Annotated in this window: 20 protein-coding genes and 1 riboswitch; of the genes, 9 read left to right on the top strand and 11 right to left on the bottom strand. The window is 60.3% G+C overall.

Annotated elements, in window-relative coordinates; translation table 11 throughout:
- Positions 1–4 precede the first annotated feature (4 nt).
- The 6 genes from ACSQ26_RS25655 to ACSQ26_RS25630 form a co-directional block, all read right to left on the bottom strand.
- Positions 5–298: a CopG family ribbon-helix-helix protein gene (locus tag ACSQ26_RS25655; protein ID WP_436013973.1), complete on the bottom strand. Its 294-nt coding sequence runs from the start codon at positions 296–298 to the stop codon at positions 5–7.
- A gap of 57 nt (positions 299–355) precedes the next feature.
- Positions 356–1099 carry a bifunctional 2-polyprenyl-6-hydroxyphenol methylase/3-demethylubiquinol 3-O-methyltransferase UbiG gene (ubiG, locus tag ACSQ26_RS25650; RefSeq protein WP_436013971.1) on the bottom strand — a complete coding sequence of 248 codons (744 nt, stop codon included), beginning with the start codon at positions 1097–1099 and terminating at the stop codon, positions 356–358.
- Between the two features lie 51 nt (positions 1100–1150).
- Entirely contained in the window at positions 1151–2335 is a 1185-nt protein-coding gene (locus tag ACSQ26_RS25645) for a vWA domain-containing protein (protein ID WP_436013969.1), read from the bottom strand.
- 9 nt (positions 2336–2344) lie between these two features.
- Positions 2345–3286, bottom strand: coding sequence for a homoserine O-acetyltransferase MetA (gene metA, locus ACSQ26_RS25640; RefSeq protein WP_436013967.1), 942 nt, complete (start codon positions 3284–3286; stop codon positions 2345–2347).
- Positions 3287–3331: 45 nt separating this feature from the next.
- A riboswitch (SAM riboswitch) is annotated at positions 3332–3409 on the bottom strand.
- A 76-nt stretch (positions 3410–3485) separates the two neighbouring features.
- The gene (locus ACSQ26_RS25635) at positions 3486–4328 is read right to left on the bottom strand and encodes an AAA family ATPase (RefSeq protein WP_436013965.1); all 843 of its coding nucleotides are present in this window, start codon (positions 4326–4328) and stop codon (positions 3486–3488) included.
- 111 nt (positions 4329–4439) lie between these two features.
- Positions 4440–4694: a hypothetical protein gene (locus ACSQ26_RS25630; RefSeq protein ID WP_436013963.1), complete on the bottom strand. Its 255-nt coding sequence runs from the start codon at positions 4692–4694 to the stop codon at positions 4440–4442.
- Positions 4695–4814: 120 nt separating this feature from the next.
- Between ACSQ26_RS25630 and ACSQ26_RS25625 the strand changes: the two genes are divergently transcribed.
- Both ACSQ26_RS25625 and ACSQ26_RS25620 read left to right on the top strand, forming a co-directional pair.
- Complete coding sequence (locus ACSQ26_RS25625) at positions 4815–5720, top strand: HpcH/HpaI aldolase/citrate lyase family protein (RefSeq protein ID WP_436013961.1); 906 nt, start codon at positions 4815–4817, stop codon at positions 5718–5720.
- Positions 5717–5923, top strand: coding sequence for a DUF1737 domain-containing protein (locus ACSQ26_RS25620; protein WP_436013959.1), 207 nt, complete (start codon positions 5717–5719; stop codon positions 5921–5923). Before ACSQ26_RS25625 ends, ACSQ26_RS25620 begins: the two co-directional genes overlap by 4 nt.
- A 206-nt stretch (positions 5924–6129) precedes the next feature.
- Here ACSQ26_RS25620 and ACSQ26_RS25615 read toward each other — a convergent pair whose 3' ends face one another.
- The 4 genes from ACSQ26_RS25615 to ACSQ26_RS25600 form a co-directional block, all read right to left on the bottom strand.
- Positions 6130–6681, bottom strand: coding sequence for an N-acetyltransferase family protein (locus tag ACSQ26_RS25615; protein ID WP_436013957.1), 552 nt, complete (start codon positions 6679–6681; stop codon positions 6130–6132).
- Between the two features lie 72 nt (positions 6682–6753).
- On the bottom strand, positions 6754–7491 hold the full coding sequence (locus ACSQ26_RS25610) for a Bax inhibitor-1/YccA family protein (protein WP_436013955.1): 738 nt from the start codon (positions 7489–7491) through the stop codon (positions 6754–6756).
- Positions 7492–7700: 209 nt separating this feature from the next.
- Complete coding sequence (locus tag ACSQ26_RS25605) at positions 7701–10256, bottom strand: ABC transporter permease (protein ID WP_436013953.1); 2556 nt, start codon at positions 10254–10256, stop codon at positions 7701–7703.
- Position 10257: 1 nt separating this feature from the next.
- Complete coding sequence (locus ACSQ26_RS25600; RefSeq protein ID WP_436013951.1) at positions 10258–10938, bottom strand: ABC transporter ATP-binding protein; 681 nt, start codon at positions 10936–10938, stop codon at positions 10258–10260.
- 62 nt (positions 10939–11000) lie between these two features.
- On the opposite strand from ACSQ26_RS25600, the gene ACSQ26_RS25595 reads away from it, so the two are divergent.
- The 3 genes from ACSQ26_RS25595 to ACSQ26_RS25585 all read left to right on the top strand — a co-directional run bounded on the left by ACSQ26_RS25595 (position 11001) and on the right by ACSQ26_RS25585 (position 12794).
- Positions 11001–11636 carry an arylesterase gene (locus ACSQ26_RS25595; RefSeq protein ID WP_436013949.1) on the top strand — a complete coding sequence of 212 codons (636 nt, stop codon included), beginning with the start codon at positions 11001–11003 and terminating at the stop codon, positions 11634–11636.
- 95 nt (positions 11637–11731) lie between these two features.
- Positions 11732–12310 carry an RNA 2',3'-cyclic phosphodiesterase gene (gene thpR, locus ACSQ26_RS25590; protein WP_436013947.1) on the top strand — a complete coding sequence of 193 codons (579 nt, stop codon included), beginning with the start codon at positions 11732–11734 and terminating at the stop codon, positions 12308–12310.
- 148 nt (positions 12311–12458) lie between these two features.
- The gene (locus ACSQ26_RS25585; protein WP_436013945.1) at positions 12459–12794 is read left to right on the top strand and encodes a hypothetical protein; all 336 of its coding nucleotides are present in this window, start codon (positions 12459–12461) and stop codon (positions 12792–12794) included.
- Here ACSQ26_RS25585 and ACSQ26_RS25580 read toward each other — a convergent pair whose 3' ends face one another.
- Positions 12795–13280, bottom strand: a complete 486-nt coding sequence (locus tag ACSQ26_RS25580; RefSeq protein WP_436013943.1) for a low molecular weight protein-tyrosine-phosphatase — start codon at positions 13278–13280, stop codon at positions 12795–12797. It abuts the gene before it with no gap.
- 36 nt (positions 13281–13316) lie between these two features.
- On the opposite strand from ACSQ26_RS25580, the gene ACSQ26_RS25575 reads away from it, so the two are divergent.
- From ACSQ26_RS25575 to ACSQ26_RS25560, 4 genes are all read left to right on the top strand, one after another.
- Entirely contained in the window at positions 13317–13613 is a 297-nt protein-coding gene (locus ACSQ26_RS25575; protein ID WP_436013941.1) for a 4a-hydroxytetrahydrobiopterin dehydratase, read from the top strand.
- 322 nt (positions 13614–13935) lie between these two features.
- Positions 13936–14316, top strand: coding sequence for a YkvA family protein (locus ACSQ26_RS25570; protein ID WP_258159093.1), 381 nt, complete (start codon positions 13936–13938; stop codon positions 14314–14316).
- A gap of 286 nt (positions 14317–14602) precedes the next feature.
- Entirely contained in the window at positions 14603–15112 is a 510-nt protein-coding gene (locus tag ACSQ26_RS25565; RefSeq protein WP_436013939.1) for an invasion associated locus B family protein, read from the top strand.
- Between the two features lie 358 nt (positions 15113–15470).
- A complete protein-coding gene (locus tag ACSQ26_RS25560; RefSeq protein ID WP_436013937.1) occupies positions 15471–15653 on the top strand; it encodes a hypothetical protein in 183 nt (60 codons plus the stop codon).
- The last annotated feature ends 33 nt before the right edge of the window (positions 15654–15686 follow it).

Raw genomic sequence — 15686 nt, 5'->3', positions numbered from 1 at the left:
AGTTTCATGACCGCTTTGCGAGAATGATATCCGGCTCCAGCATCGGCAGTTCGTTCTCAGTCCCCCAGGACTTCATCCACTCGATAACCTTGTCGCCCGAGACGAACACGCCCTCCTCGGACTCTTTCAACGCCTCATCGATAGCGCCTGAATAGTCCATTTCTTCGTCGATGTAGCGGGTAAGTGCTTCACTGACGAGTTCGGCCTCATTGACGTTGCGGCTCTCGGCCAAGCGTTCCAAGCTAGCCTTCAGCCCGGAAGGGATGCTCACCGAATGCATTTCCGCCTTGCTCGCCATGCTTAGTCCTCGCGCTGTTCACCGGCATTCTAGGGCGACTTCCAATGCCGTCAATAGCTACGCCCGTTCAGCCACGATCATGTAGTTCACATCCATGTCTTTCGAAAGGTTCCACTGATTGCTCAGCGGGTTGAAGAACACGCCCGTGCGATCGGTCACCACCATGCCGGAGGCCACCAGCGGCGCCTCGAGCTCTTCCGGGCGCACAAGCTTGTCATATTGATGCGTACCGCGCGGCAGCCAGCGCAGGATGTTTTCGGCCGCGACGATGGCGAGCGCCGCAGCCTTGAACGTGCGGTTGATCGTGGCGACGAACATCAGGCCGCCGGGCTTCACCATCGAGGCGCAGGTTTCCATGAAGAAGGCCACGTCGGAGACATGCTCGACCACTTCCATATTGAGCACGATGTCGAATTTCTCGCCGTCGGCGGCCAGCGCTTCGGCAGTGACGGCCCGGTAATCGACCACCGCGCCGGATTGCCCGGCATGGGTTTTCGCGATGCCGATATTCTTCTCCGACGCATCGGCACCCAGCACATTGGCGCCCATCCGCGACACGGGTTCGGACAACAGCCCGCCGCCGCAGCCGATATCGAGCACGCGCAGGCCTTCGAGCGGCTTGTGCGACTTCGGATCGCGGCTGAACTGCCGGCAGGCGCGGTCGCGGATATATTGCAGCCGCACCGGGTTGAACTTGTGCAGCGGCTTGAACTTGCCCGTCGGGTCCCACCACTCCGCCGCCATGGCGGAGAAACGATCGACTTGCTCCTGGTCGATGGTTGTCTTTGCCGCTTCGCTCATGATCGTGCTCCGAAATACTGAACTCACAGAAGCTATATAGGGCGACGACCCCTATCGCGACAATTCTTTTGCCGCAGCCTCCAGCCCGCCGAGCGTCAGCGGATACATCTTGCCGGCAAAAAGCTGGCGGACGATGCCGATCGATTGCGTATAGCCCCAATGTTTCTCCGCCACGGGATTGAGCCACACGCTCTTGCGGAAATGCCCGGTGATCAGGTTGAGCCAGGCCGCTCCCGCCTGGCTGTTCCAGTGCTCCACGGAACCGCCCGGCATTGTGATCTCATAAGGGCTCATCGAGGCGTCGCCGGCGAAGATCACCTTGTAGTCCGGCCCATAGGTGCGGATCACATCCACTGTGTCGATCATCGACGACCGCCGGCGGTGATTGTCCTTCCACACGCCCTCATAGAGGCAATTGTGGAAATAGAAATATTCGAGCTGCCGGAATTCCGATTTTGCCGCCGAGAACAGCTCTTCCGCCACCTTCAGGTGATCGTCCATCGAGCCTCCGATATCAAAGAACATCAACAGCTTGACCCGGTTCTTGCGCTCCGGCCGCGTCTTGACATCGAGCCAGCCGTGCTCGGCGGTCGAGCGGATCGTGTCGTCGAGATCGAGTTCTTCGTCGGCACCATCGCGCACCCAGCGGCGCAGACGTTTCAGTGCCACCTTGATGTTGCGGGTGCCGAGTTCGACGGAATCGTCGAGATTCCTGAAGGCGCGCTCGTCCCACACCTTCACCGCGCGGCGGTGGCGCGATTCCTGCTGCCCGATCCGCACGTCTTCGGGATTATAGCCCCCGGCACCGAACGGCGAGGTGCCGCCGGTGCCGATCCATTTCGAACCACCCTGATGCCGGCCCTTCTGCTCCTCGAGCCGCTGCTTCAGCGCCTCCATCAGCTTGTCGAAACCGCCAAGGCTTTCCACCAATCGCTTCTCTTCGTCGGTCAGGTGCTTGTCCGCCAGCCGCCGCAGCCATTCCTCGGGAATGTCATTCACATCGACCGCCGCCGTGCCGGCTACCGCCTCGACGCCCTTGAAATAATGCGCGAAAACCTGGTCGAACCGATCGATGAACCGCTCGTCCTTCACCAGCGCCGCGCGCGACAGGAAGTAGAAGGCCTCGACATCATAGTCGGCTATATGCGCATCCATCCCCTCGAGCAGCGAAAGATACTCCCGAAGCGTGACCGGGACTTTCGCTGCCTTGAGTTCGAGGAAGAAGGGGATGAACACTGGCTTGTCTTACGCCTCCTCAAGCACCTTGGCCCGAATCCCCACCTGGCTCAGATCGAATTCCGTCGTCTGGTAGACCTGGTTGATCCAGTTGCCGAACAGGAGATGCGCGTGGCTGCGCCAGCGGTTGAGTGGCGGCTGGGTCGGATCGTTATGGGTGAAATAGTTGGCGGGCATCTTGATCGGGATGCCGGCCGACTGGTCGCGGAAATACTCATCGGCCAGCGAGGTCGAGTCATATTCCACGTGATTGAACATGTAGAGCCGGTTGCCCTTCTTCTCAGCCACAAGGCACAGCCCGGCGTCGGGGGAGGTCATCAGTGCCTCAAGGCCCGAGGACGGATCGATGTCCTTCTGCACAACCTCGGTCCAGCGGGATACCGGAACCGCGAAATCATCGGAGAAACCAAGCAGATAGGGCGAGGACGGATTGAGATTACGATGCTGGTACACGCCGAACGCCTTCTCCGGCAGGATATATTTCGGCACCTTGTGGAAGTGATAGATCGCCGCCATCGCGCCCCAGCAGATGTTGAGCGTCGAATGGACATTGGTCTCGGTCCAGTCGAGGATCGCCTTCATCTCGTCCCAGTAGGTCACGTCCTCGTAATCGAGCATCTCGACCGGCGCGCCGGTGATGATGAAACCGTCGAACTTGCGGTGCTTGATCTCGTCCCACGTGTTGTAGAACGACAGCAGATGATCCTCCGACGTGTTCTTCGACTTGTGCCCGCCGACGCGGACCAGCGACAGTTCGACCTGCAGCGGCGAGGCGCCGACAAGGCGCGCCATCTGGACCTCGGTCTTGATCTTGTTGGGCATCAGGTTGAGCAGGCCGATCTGCAGCGGGCGGATATCCTGCCTGATCGCGGCGGAATCCGTCATTACGGACACGCCCTCGGCAACAAGCGTCTGGAACGCGGGCAGCTGGTCGGGAATCTTGATAGGCATTCGGGGCACTCCAATACGCCGGCGATCAAACAATCGCTGACGGTCCCCGAGTTCCGGTGGCCCTATTTAGCGATTTGTTTAACGTGGCTGCAAGCCGGCCGGCAAATCACCACGGTTTCTCTCATATACCGGGTGATGCACATTTTCAATCGGATAGAAGACAGGCGATTTGGCGGGCGCAGCCACGGGGATCTGCGCCCTATCGCATCTCGCGCCGGGCCATGAAGGCCAGCCGTTCGAAGAGATGGACATCCTGTTCGTTCTTGAGCAGTGCGCCATGCAGTTTCGGCAGCGCGTTCTTGTCGCTTGCCGCAAGTGTCTCCGGCTCGACATCGTCGGCGACGAGCAGGCAGATCCAGTCGAGCGCCTCCGAGGTCGAGGGTTTTTTCTTGAGCCCCGGCATGTCGCGGATTTCGAAAAACCGCGTCAGCGCTTCGGAGAGCAGCCGCTTCTTGATACCGGGATAGTGGACCTCGACGATACGAGCAAGCGTATCGACGTCGGGAAAGCGGATATAGTGGAAGAAGCAGCGGCGCAGGAATGCGTCCGGCAGTTCCTTCTCGTTGTTCGAAGTGATGATGACGATCGGGCGCGTCGCCGCGCGGATCGTCTCGTCGGTCTCGTAGACGTGGAACTCCATGCGGTCGAGTTCCTGCAACAGGTCGTTGGGGAATTCGATATCGGCCTTGTCGATCTCGTCTATCAGCAGCACCACTTTCTTATGCGCTTCGAACGCATGCCAGAGCTTGCCCTTGCGGATGTAGTTCTTGATGTCATGCACCCTGATGTCGCCGAGCTGGCTGTCGCGCAGCCGCGACACGGCGTCATATTCGTAAAGACCCTGCTGTGCCCTCGTCGTGGATTTCACATTCCATTCGATGAGTTCGAGCCCGAGGCTCTGCGCGATCTGACGCGCCAGTTCGGTCTTGCCGGTTCCCGGCTCGCCCTTGACCAGCAGCGGCCGCTCAAGCTGGATCGCGGCATTGACCGCGATCATCAGGTCCTTCTCGGCGATGTAATCTTCGGTACCCGTGAACTGCATGTCGGCACTCAATCAATATGTTCGTCGAACAAACCCGAAATCCGGGCAACAAAAAAGGCGGAACGAATTGTCCGCCTTCCCATGGCCAAGGCAAAGAGCCCGGCCGATGTATCACATGTCGATAATCGTGCCCTTGCCGTCGTTCCACACGCGCACCGGACGGCCGTCCTGTGTGCGATGAGTGCGGGCATAGGCGCGCACCGGTTCACGCTCATGGCCGGCAAGCAGCGAGGAGAGCCACTGGCCGAAAAGCAGCACGGATACCGCACCGGCGATCGCAATACCGATCGACGCCGTAAACAGCGCGACGATGGCGACCAGCGTCAGGCCCGCGAGCGTGAGGAAAAACGAACGAATGCTTCTCATGGATTTCACCATTCCTTTAATGGCAATGTGGGGCAGAAGCCCGAGAATTGCAAGAGGTTCGACGTATCAGTAATCTCACATATTCTTGAAAGCCGGCTTAAATCGGGCCATAGAGAGGCCATGAGCATGATTTTCGACCACCACCCGCAGCACCTGCGCCGTTCCGTTCTTTGCCTGCCAGCCTCCAACCAGCGCGCCATCGACAAGCTCGCGGAGCTTGATTGCGATGCGGTGATTCTCGATCTCGAGGACGCCGTGGCCGAGGAAAAGAAGGAGGAGGCGCGCGCCAATATCCGGGCTTTCTTCAAGGCCGGGGATAAAGCCGATCGCGAAATCATCATCCGGATAAACCAGGCTTCCTCGGCGCATTACGACACGGACATGGCCCTGGTGCTTGAATGCGAGCCCGACGCCGTGCTGCTGCCCAAGGTGCGGGCGCAGGACGATATTCTCGATGCCGCGGTCTTCCTCTCGGAAAACAATGCGCCGGAGACGATCCGCCTCTGGGCGATGATGGAAACGCCGCTGGCGATCCTGAATGCCGGGCCGATCGCCGAGGCCGGCCGGACGGCGGGCGGCAGGCTCGATTGCCTTGTCATGGGTCTCAATGACCTGCGCAACGACACCCGTATTCCCTTCGATCCGGCGCGCACCTATCTCCTGCACTGGCTGATGCAGGTGGTGCTGGCCGCCCGCGCCTTCGGGCTGACGGTGATCGATTCGGTGTCGAATGATTTCAAGGATCTGGCGCAATTCGAGGCGGAATGCATACAGGGCCGCGCCATGGGCTTCGATGGCAAGATGTTGATCCACCCGGCGCAGATCGACGCCCCGAACCGAATCTTCCAGCCCTCTCCGGAGGAACTGGCGGAAGCCGCGGCGATCATAGCCGCCTTCTCCGCGCCCGAGGCGCAGGGCAAGAACGCCATCAACATCGCCGGCCGCATGGTCGAGCGACTGCATTTCGAACAGGCCGGACGGATCGCCGCCCACGCCCGGATGATCAAGGCAAGGAAAAAGATATGAAAGTCTACCGCTTCCTCACCGGCCCCGACGACAACGCCTTCTGCCATCGCGTGACCGCAAACCTCAACAAGGGCTGGGAACTGCACGGCGCGCCGTCGCTGACCTTCAACAGTGTCACCGGCCAGGTCATCTGCGGCCAGGCGATCGTGAAGGACGTGCCGGGGAAGGATTATGATCCTGATATGAAGCTGGGCGAGCAGTAGGTTCAGAAAGACCCCGCCCCAAACCCCGCCCCACAAGGGGGAGGGGCTTAACTTGCCGCACCGCAACGCCCCGCTCAACGCCGAGCCTGAGGCACTCACTTCGCTGCAACCTTATGGGCGCAAGTTTGAGACGCTATAGGCGCCGCGGGTTGGCCCCTCCCCCTTGTGGGGAGGGGTTTCGGGGCGGGGTCTTCTTACTGAATTGATTAAGTAACCTTCCTCAACCCCGGCTCCTCGGTCGGAATCGTATCCACGCCCTCGCCGAGTTCGATCTGCATCAGCACCGTGTCGATCCACTGGCCGAACTTGAAGCCGCTCGCCGGCAGCCGACCGACATGCTTGAAGCCTGCCTTCTCGTGCACCGCGATCGAGGCCGGGGCAGCTCCGCCGATGACGGCGATCATCTGCCGGATCCCGAGGCTCGCGGTGGCGCTCATAAGCGCATCGAGCAGCGTGCCGCCGACGCCCAGCCCGCGCGAATCCGACGCGACATAGATCGAATCCTCCGCGAGATACCGGTAGGCCGGCCGCGTCCGGAAGGGCGAGGCATAAGCATAGCCCAGCACCTTGCCACTGCCGTCCTCGGCGATGATGTAAGGATAGTTTTGTCCGGTGATGGCGGCGAACCGCGATGCCATCTCCTCGTCGGAAGGTGGCTCCAGCTCATAGGTCGCGACGTTGGTCAGCACGGATTCGCGGTAGATTTCACTGATGATTGGCAAGTCGGCGGGAACGGCATCGCGGATGCGTATTTTCATGGCGGCTCTCAAGTTCGGACACAAAAAAGGGCGACCCGGAGGCCGCCCTGATATCCTTAGCAGAAACCGTTGCTATTCGCGATTGCCCATGAAGCGCAGCATGAACAGGAACAGGTTGATGAAGTCCATATAGAGGCTCAGCGCGCCCATGATGGCCTTCTTGCCGGCGGCTTCGAAGCCATCGCTTTCGAGGTACATTTCCTTGATCTTCTGGGTATCCCAGGCGGTCAGGCCGGCGAAGATCAGAACACCGATCACGGAGATCGCGAATTCAAGCGCCGAGGATGCCAGGAAGAAGTTGACCAGCGAGGCGATGATCAGGCCGAACAGGCCCATGACCAGAAACGAGCCCATGGCCGACAGGTCGCGCTTGGTCGTGTAACCGTAGAGCGAAAGGGCGGCAAAGGACGCGGCTGTCACGGCGAAGGTCTGTACAATCGAGGCATTGGTGTAGACCAGGAAGATGACCGACAGCGACAAGCCTACGAGTGCAGCATAGATCCAGAAGGTAAGCTGGGCCGTGAATACGCTCATTCTCTCAATTCCGAAGCTCAGGAAGAGCACCGGAGCGAGCGGAGCGAACAGGATCACCCACTTCAGCGGCGAGTTATAGAGAGTCGCTGCCACAGCTGGATTGCCGGTTGCCCATTCGGCGACGAAATAGGCGACGAGACCAGTCAGCGCCACACCCAATGCCATCAGGTTGTAAACCTTGAGCATATGGGCGCGAAGGCCCGCGTCGATATCTGCATCGGTGCGCACGCCGGCGGCGTTCACCGTGCGGGTTTGGAAGTCTCTGATGTCAGACATAGTTTCCTCTAACAAAGCTCCGTTTTGTTTTAAAAACACGGTGTCGGACCATAGGCCGTAAGAGCGGTCATTGCCCGTGCGCCGCTGGGAGCTTCAGCAAGCTACCGGTGAATATGGGGCCGCTTTCAATCCGAGGCAAGAGGCAAGTGATGACAAATGCGTCATCTTTTGCCTCCGGAGCCCCCAAATACGCGCAATGATCAGATCTTTCAGAGCTCCCTCAGCACCGGCGCCGCCTTCTGTCCCAGGATGGACCATGTTCCGAGAAGACCCGTACCGGCCGTCACCAGCAGTGCGAGGATCACTGTGGATGCCGCCGTGCCCGGCAGGAAGCTGAATGGCAGGTCCATGATCGCGATCATCACATACCAGGCAGCCGCCGTCGCTGCCGCGAGCGCGAAAACCGAGGCCGACAGGCCGAGCAGGAAATATTCGTAGAGATAGGCCCGCATCAGCATGGTCCGCTTGGCACCAAGTGTCTTCAGCACCACCGCATCGTGGATTCGCGCCCGGTTGCCGGCAGCAATCGCGCCGGCCAGAACCAGCACGGAGACAACGATGGCGATGGAGGCCGCCGCCCGAATCGCGACCGCCAGCTGCGCCACGATGTTGGAGGCAACATCCAGCGCATCCTTGACCCGCACGGAGGTGATGCCCGGAAAGGCATTGGTCACTTCCCGCATGACCTTGGCATCGGCCGAGACCGTCGCATTACCGTCAGTCAGCGTGGCGAGCCAGGCATGCGGCGCGCCCTTGAACGTGTTGGGCGAGAAGACCATGACGAAATTGATCGACATCGACCGCCATTCGACATTGCGAAAATTGGCGATCTTGGCCGTGATATTCCGCCCCAGCACGTTGACGGTCACCGTGTCGCCGATCTTAAGGCGGAGTTCCCCCGCCTCCTGGGCGGAGAAGGACACCAGCGGTTCACCGGAATAGTCTTTCGCCCACCATTGACCCTCGTTGATCGTCGCGTTGGTCGGCAGCGCCTCGGAATAGGTGATGCCGCGATCGCCCTGCAGCACCCAGCGGGCCGCGGGGTCGATGCTCCGCTTCTGCACATCCTCGCCGTTGAACTGCAAGATCCGGCCGCGCAGCATCGGCACTTCGACTATTTCGCCCTTCGGCGAGGTCGTTGCCAGCACGGACCGGAACCGGTCGAGATCGCGGCTCTGGATATCGACGAAGAAGAAGCTCGGCGCCTTCTCAGCCATCGCACCGGCCAGATTGCCGCGCAGATTGCCCTCGATCAGCGCAAGCGAGGCGAGCAGAGTCAGGCCGAGCCCGAGCGAGAGAATGACCGATGCCGTCAGCGCGCCGGGCCGATGGATATTGCCAATCGCAAGCCGGAGCGCCGGTGACGTGACCTTCGGCGCACGCCGGGCGATCAGCGCCACGCCGGCAGCCACCAGCCTGAGCACCACGAAGGCGCCAGCCGTCGCCAGGAGAAACACCAGCGCGATGAAGCGGTTCTCGGATGAGAACACAGCGAGCAGCGCGATCAGCAGGAAGGCAGCCGCGGCACTGAGGTAATACCGCCAAGGCACCATCCGCCAGCCGTCGTAGGATTGCGAACGGAAAAGCTCGGTCGCCCGGATGAGCCGCGAGCGGCCCAGCGGCAGGATCGAAAAGGCAACCGTCGTCAAGAGCCCGAACAGGGCCGCGATGCCCAATGCCGACGGATAGAGGTTGAGCCCGCGCGGCACCGGCACATAGCCTTCGAGGAAATAGCCCGCAATCGGCGTGATCGCGGCGCCTATGACCAGCCCCGCCAGAATCGCAATGGCCGCAATGGCGAGGATCTGGATCATGTAGATCATCACGATCAGATGCCCCGGCGCTCCGAGGCTCTTGAAGCTCGCGATCACCTGACGTTTGCTGTCGAGAAAGGCGCCCACAGCATTGGCCACGCCCACGCCGCCGGCGGCCAATGCGGCAAGGCCGACAAGCGTCAGGAATTCCGAGAAGCGCTCGATATTCTCCGACAGCGACGGCGCCGCGTTGCTCGAGCCGCGCACCGACCAGCCGGCCTCGGGGAACTTCGCTTCGGCTTCCTTGCGGATATCGCGACGCTCACGCGTGGGGTCGTCGAGCTTCACGCGGTAGAAATTATCGACCAGGCTGCCGATCTTGACCAGTCCGCTCCTGGTCAGCGCATCACGTGAAACCACCAGCCGTGGCGCGAAGGAAAACCCGTCCGACAACGCATCCGGCTCCGCGACAATCGTGCCGCGCACGGTCATCGCCATGTCGCCGAGCAGGATCGTGTCGCCCACCTTCACGCCGAGCCTGTCGAGGAGTAGCGGCTGGGCGACGGCGCCGAACGTGCCGTCCTTCTCAGCCAGCAGGTCCTGCAGCGGCTGGCCGGGCTCGGAGGTAAACGTGCCGTAAAGCGGATAGGCGCCATCCACCGCCTTGAGTTCGGTGAGCGCTTGGGCGGATTTATCGCCGCTGCGCACCATCGAGCGCAGATTGGTGGAAAGCTGCACCTTGCCGAGGCTCTTGATATAGGCCAGTTCATCCACTGAAGCTTCGCGGTTCTTGAGCCCGAAGCGCAGGTCGCCGGCCAGAATCTCCTGCCCCTGAGCGTCGATTGCCGAAGTCATCGACCGGGCGACCGAATTTACGCCCGCGATCGCGGCGGTGCCAAGCAGGATGCACAGCATGAAAATGTAAAAGCCCCGCAAGCCGCCGCGCATTTCACGCAAAGCGAGCCGGAAGGCCAGCGGCAGGTGGCCGAAAAATACTCTTGCGCTCCGCATCTCAGAGGCCCGCGTCGATGATTTCGCCGGAGCGGATCTTGATCTGGCGGCCGCAGCGGGCGGCAAGCGTCTCGTCGTGGGTCACCAGCAGCAGCGTCATGCCGCGCTCGGCCTGCTCGGAGAACAGAAGGTCCGCGATGTGGCGGCCGGTTTCGCCATCGAGATTGCCCGTGGGTTCATCGGCGATCAGCAGTTTCGGCGATGGCGCCAGCGCCCGGGCGATTGCCACGCGCTGCTGCTCGCCACCCGAAAGCTGGCCGGGATAATGGCTGAGCCGCTCGCCAAGGCCAACCGCCTCAAGCTCTTTCCGGGCAATGCCGAACGCATCGCGATTCCCCGCGAGTTCCAGTGGTACGGCAACATTTTCCAGCGCCGTCATGTTCGGGATAAGATGAAATGACTGGAACACGATGCCGATGTTCCGCCCGCGAAAGGCGGCCAGCGTGTCCTCATCGGCACTGTGGAGGTCGGTTCCCGCAATACGGATTTCACCGCGATCAAGCCGTTCGAGGCCGGCCAGCACCATCAGCAGCGTCGACTTTCCGGAGCCGGAGGGGCCGGTAATGCCGCAGGATGTGCTTTTGAAGATTTCCAGGTCGAGCGATTTGAGGACGTGGACGGCACTGGCGCCATGGCCGAGGGTAAGATCGGCCTTTTTCAGTTCGATGATGGTTTCATCCACAGATCATGAATCCTATATTCTGCTCTACCCTGCGCGCTGCGCCGCAACTTAGGAGTCAATGGATGACATTTAAAGCTCTCGGAACCGCTTTATTTGCGGCCCTCACGCTATTGTTATCCCTGGATTCCGCCGGTGCCCGCACGTTGAACATCGTTGCTTTCGGCGACTCGCTCACATCAGGCTATCAACTTCCCCCTGATGAAGCATTTCCCGCGCGGCTGGAAACGCTGGCCAGATCGAAGGGCCTCGACGTCACGATCGCCAATGCCGGCGTCTCCGGCGACACGACGGCGGATGGGCTTGCCCGCATCGATTGGTCGATCCCCGATGGCACGGATGGGGTGATCCTCGAACTCGGCGCGAACGACGCCCTGCGCGGTTTGTCGCCAGAGGAAAGCCTGAAAAACCTCGAAACAATGATCGTCCGGCTCAAGGAGCGCAAGATTTCCGTGCTGCTCGCCGGCATCCTGGCGCCGCCGAATATGGGCGCCGACTACGAGACCAAATTCAACGGCATGTACAAGCTGCTTGGCGAGAAACACGGCGTCCCGGTCTATCCGTTCTTCCTCGATGGCGTCACGTTGAACACCGGCATGCAACTCGAGGACGGCATGCACCCGAATGGCGCGGGAACAAAAGTCATGGCCGAAAAGTTCTTCCCCGTCTTCGAGACCTTCCTCAAGTCCCTGCCGCAATGATTTGTTATGCAATGCGGTATAACAATATTTGGGGATTGCGCCTCTGACCAATCGATGATTCCTTGAGGTAGTCAGTTCGATTCGGGGAGCTCGCCATGCCGAGACTTTTTACCGCCCTCGAAATCCCGCAAAGCGCGGCCATGAGCCTTTCGCTATTGCGGGGCGGTGTACCAGGGGCCCGCTGGATCGACCGTGAGAATTTCCATATCACATTGAGATTCATCGGCGATATCGATCACCGCACCGCTGATGAAGTGGTTCAGGCCCTTGACAGGGTGCGGAAGCCGCAATTCACCCTCAATCTGCTGGGCACCGGTTTCTTCGGCAACAAGAAACCGCATTCGATCTGGGCCGGCGTCCAGCCCGCCCCGGAACTGATGGCGCTGCAGGCCGATCTCGAGCGGGTCTGCCAGCGCATTGGCCTGCCGCCCGAACCGCGCAAGTTCACCCCGCACGTGACGCTGGCGCGCCTCAGGAACGCGCGGGTCGACGACGTGCTGCATTACTTGACCGGCCGCGGCAATTTCTCCGCCGGACCGTTCACCGTCACCAAGTTCCTGCTGATGTCGTCGCGCGATTCCACCGGCGGCGGACCTTACGTGGTCGAGGAGGAGTATCCGCTCCTCCCGCCGGTGCCGGCGCGGCCCGTACCACTCGGTGAATTGCACCCCTGATCCAAAGTAGTTTCAGTCGAAACGAAACCGCCAGCGACCCGCTTCCGTATCACCAATACGCTCTTGCTAAGCAGCAAAGTTTGCAGGCATATGCGTAATTCTCAGGGTGGCGGCTTTCGGGCCGCCGCGATTTATGCTGGTGGGTACAATGAAGAAGCTTCTGGTGTGCGCGGCGATGCTGCTCGCTGCCGGCTGCGCTAAGCGGCCTGACGAAATCATGGCGGCTCCCGTCGCCGTCGATCCTTATCTACAGATGCAGTGTGCTCAGCTCGGGCCTCTCAAGATGCAGAAGGAAGCCGAACTCGCAACGCTTGAAAAGGCGCAGCTCAATGCTTCCGAGCACGACAAGGCGGCAATGTCGGTGATCCATATCCCTGTCGCCTCGATGGCCGGCAAGGACAATGAAGAGGGTGTCGCCCGCGCCAAGGGTGAGGTCCAGGCGATCAATTCCGCCTACCAGTCCAAGAACTGCGCCGCCGGCTGATCAGCCCTGGCGGACCTTGCGTCCGAAAAGCGTATCGAGCAGGTATCCGCATCCCTCGTCGAGCATGGCGAAGACGTGCTCGAAATCCCTGGGCGTGCCGTAATAGGGATCGGGCACATCCCGCGTCGTACCGCTGACATAGTCCATGAACAGGTGGAGATCCGCCGAGGAATCGTGCGGCGCGCGCTGCACGAGGTTGCGTAGATTGTCGCGATCCATCGCGAAAATCAGGTCGAACTGGGTGAAATCATCCACTTTGAGCTGCCGCGCCCGCTGCGCCCCGATGTCGATGCCATGCGACCGGCCCACCGCGATCGAACGGTGATCGGGCGGATCGCCCTGATGCCATCCGCCCGTCCCGGCGGACTCCGTCTCCACGAGATGCTTGAGGCCGCGCTCCTCCGCCCTCTGCCGCAAAATGCCTTCACCCAATGGCGAACGGCAGATATTGCCGAGACAAACGAAAAGAATTCGCCTTTTTTCCATGCTACAATTCATGCCGATCAGAGAATGAGGAAGCCAATGCCGCGCGAGAAATTATCCACTACCGATGTCGAGACCAGCCTTCAAGCACTCGAAGGCTGGACGCTGTCCGACGACGGGACCGCCATCAGCAAGACCTTTAAGTTCGGGAACTTTGTCGAGGCTTTCGGCTTCATGACCGAGTGCGCCATCCATGCCGAGAAGCTCGATCATCATCCCGAATGGTTCAACGTCTATCGCACGGTGGAGGTGAAGCTGACCACCCACGACGCCAAGGGCCTGACCGAACTCGACTTCAAAATGGCCGGCAAGATGGACAAGGCCGCGAAGCATTGAAAACGCAAAAGACCTTCCCATATGTTTTTCACCACCAATGGGGACTGAGAGCCTTTCATTGTTAAGTGGAAATAGTTCTGTTGGCTCAAGCGGAGTCGTCTGATGGATCGGCCGGCGCGCGTCGTAGCCAAAGCATACGTCCAAGCCGGCCGATCCATCAGACGGCCCGCTTCAGCCAACCCGAAGGGCCGGGCATCTTTCCGCCATGACCTGCGGCGTCGGTCTCGGCCGTACCTAAGGGTACGACGCTCGCCCGCCGCCTTGGTCCTGACGAAAACCTGCTCCGGCAGAACGTTTCCATTTAACAATGAAAGGCTCTAAGATGGACGACGTCAAGATTGGCGAAATTCTGCTGCCGGGAGAAGAATCCGACGCCGAAAAGCGCGCCAAGAAGGTGAAGGCCGGCTTCTGGCCGACCTTCCGCCGGGCCTTCAGGCAATTGCCCTTCGCCCGCGACGTCGTGGCTGGCTTCTATTGCGCGATCGATCCTGAATCGCCGAAGCGCGTTCGCGGCATCCTGCTTGCGGCGCTCGCCTATTTCATCCTGCCCTTCGATATGATCCCGGATATCCTGGCCGTGGTCGGTTTTTCCGACGATATCGCCGTCCTGGCTGCGGCAATCAGCGCAGTGCGGGTCCATCTCAAGCCGCAGCACTACGACCGGGCCGACCGGGCGCTTGCCGATCCGGAGAAGACCGGTTGAGCCTCAAGTGGCTGTAGTTCTTGAGCTCTTGCGGGCCGACGCCCTGAAGCCACGCCTAAATGCTGCCCGATTTCTCCCCTCATAAAAATCGGTAGACGCGCGTCAAATCCTGAATTTCCTTCGTATATAGCTATGGGAAAGGTATGGACGTGTGAAAATGGGACGCTATTGTCGCCGGCTGAACGCCGCATTGACTCTTTGGTAACCTGAATTAAGTCAGAATGAACGCAAATTCTGCTGTGCTCCACCATGCGAGCCGGCTGTTGAGTAAAACCGGAAGGAAATCATGTTCGCGAAAAAACTGGCTGCCGCCCTCCTGGCCGTCATGGCCGTCGCTTCGTCCGCATTCGCGCAGTCGCCGACGCGTATCGAGCAGTTCAAGGCTTGGGGTGCCTATTTCTACCAGGGCAATCCCGGCAAGGTCTGCTACGTGCTGACGGTTCCCGATCCCAAGCAGCTCACCCCCGCCAAGGTCGATCACGGCGATGTCTTCTTCCTGGTCACGCAGCGCCCGGGCCAGAACATTTCCTATGAGCCGCAGGCGATGCTCGGCTACGAGTTGCAGGCCGGCTCCAAGGTCACCGTGACCGTCGATGCCAAGCAGTTCGTCATGTTCACCAAGGGTCGCTCGGCCTGGCTGGAGAACGCCGCCGAAGAGCCGGCGCTCGTCGCCGCCATGCGCTCGGGCAAAGCCATGAGCATGGGTGCCGTCTCCAAGAAGGGTACCAAGACCGGCTACGTCTTCTCGCTGTCCGGCATCTCGGCCGCGCTCAAGAAGATCGAAAGCTGCCAGTGACAGGCATTACACGGCAATTTGATATGCGGCCGGCTCAGAACTAAAGCACATGTTGACATGGAACCGCTTGCGGCACAGACGTTGCAAGCGGTTTTCCTTGCCGGAAAATTCCTGATCAAGCATCCCGCACGCTCAGTTGTCGAAGAACGCCACGTTTTGCGACGTCGCAAACTCAGTCGCAAACTCGCGAAAAACTCGGGAATTTGCGAACGTTGAGAGACGTTGCGCCTGTATCTGTGTCATCATCGTCATTCCATTCCTGTTGCAAACTTTTGCGCTGTCGTCCGTTCGCATGACAGGTCAGGGCGCTTCTTCATGCCAAGCTGCGTGATGAAAGCTCCAGTACAGGACGGAAATTGTGGACATCTACAGTCTCACCACCATACACATTCACATCGCAATGCGACCGGCTCGGATGAGCGCCTGGGCCGAGGACCACTACTATTCGAACCACATGGGCGTTCGGCTCGGATCGGGGCTGCTTGGGTCGATCGCGTTGGCGGCCGGCGTGACTATGATGCTTGGCATAACCCTGATCTGAGGCAGTCTCGTGGCACAAGATACCAGCCGTTCT

The organism is Rhizobium sp. LjRoot254 (genome assembly GCF_964254105.1).
GTDB lineage: Bacteria > Pseudomonadota > Alphaproteobacteria > Rhizobiales > Rhizobiaceae > Rhizobium_E.
The sequence above is the reverse complement of the archived record's forward strand: the minus strand, read 5'-3'. Positions and strand labels throughout refer to the sequence as shown.

Coding starts and splice junctions, on each gene's coding strand:
- ACSQ26_RS25655 (WP_436013973.1), bottom strand. CDS start 298: ATGGCGAGCAAGGCGGAAATGCATTCGGTGAGCATCCCTTCCGGGCTG.
- ubiG (WP_436013971.1), bottom strand. CDS start 1,099: ATGAGCGAAGCGGCAAAGACAACCATCGACCAGGAGCAAGTCGATCGT.
- metA (WP_436013967.1), bottom strand. CDS start 3,286: ATGCCTATCAAGATTCCCGACCAGCTGCCCGCGTTCCAGACGCTTGTT.
- ACSQ26_RS25635 (WP_436013965.1), bottom strand. CDS start 4,328: ATGCAGTTCACGGGTACCGAAGATTACATCGCCGAGAAGGACCTGATG.
- ACSQ26_RS25630 (WP_436013963.1), bottom strand. CDS start 4,694: ATGAGAAGCATTCGTTCGTTTTTCCTCACGCTCGCGGGCCTGACGCTG.
- ACSQ26_RS25625 (WP_436013961.1), top strand. CDS start 4,815: ATGAGCATGATTTTCGACCACCACCCGCAGCACCTGCGCCGTTCCGTT.
- ACSQ26_RS25620 (WP_436013959.1), top strand. CDS start 5,717: ATGAAAGTCTACCGCTTCCTCACCGGCCCCGACGACAACGCCTTCTGC.
- ACSQ26_RS25615 (WP_436013957.1), bottom strand. CDS start 6,681: ATGAAAATACGCATCCGCGATGCCGTTCCCGCCGACTTGCCAATCATC.
- ACSQ26_RS25610 (WP_436013955.1), bottom strand. CDS start 7,491: ATGTCTGACATCAGAGACTTCCAAACCCGCACGGTGAACGCCGCCGGC.
- ACSQ26_RS25605 (WP_436013953.1), bottom strand. CDS start 10,256: ATGCGGAGCGCAAGAGTATTTTTCGGCCACCTGCCGCTGGCCTTCCGG.
- ACSQ26_RS25595 (WP_436013949.1), top strand. CDS start 11,001: ATGACATTTAAAGCTCTCGGAACCGCTTTATTTGCGGCCCTCACGCTA.
- thpR (WP_436013947.1), top strand. CDS start 11,732: ATGCCGAGACTTTTTACCGCCCTCGAAATCCCGCAAAGCGCGGCCATG.
- ACSQ26_RS25585 (WP_436013945.1), top strand. CDS start 12,459: ATGAAGAAGCTTCTGGTGTGCGCGGCGATGCTGCTCGCTGCCGGCTGC.
- ACSQ26_RS25580 (WP_436013943.1), bottom strand. CDS start 13,280: ATGGAAAAAAGGCGAATTCTTTTCGTTTGTCTCGGCAATATCTGCCGT.
- ACSQ26_RS25575 (WP_436013941.1), top strand. CDS start 13,317: ATGCCGCGCGAGAAATTATCCACTACCGATGTCGAGACCAGCCTTCAA.
- ACSQ26_RS25570 (WP_258159093.1), top strand. CDS start 13,936: ATGGACGACGTCAAGATTGGCGAAATTCTGCTGCCGGGAGAAGAATCC.
- ACSQ26_RS25565 (WP_436013939.1), top strand. CDS start 14,603: ATGTTCGCGAAAAAACTGGCTGCCGCCCTCCTGGCCGTCATGGCCGTC.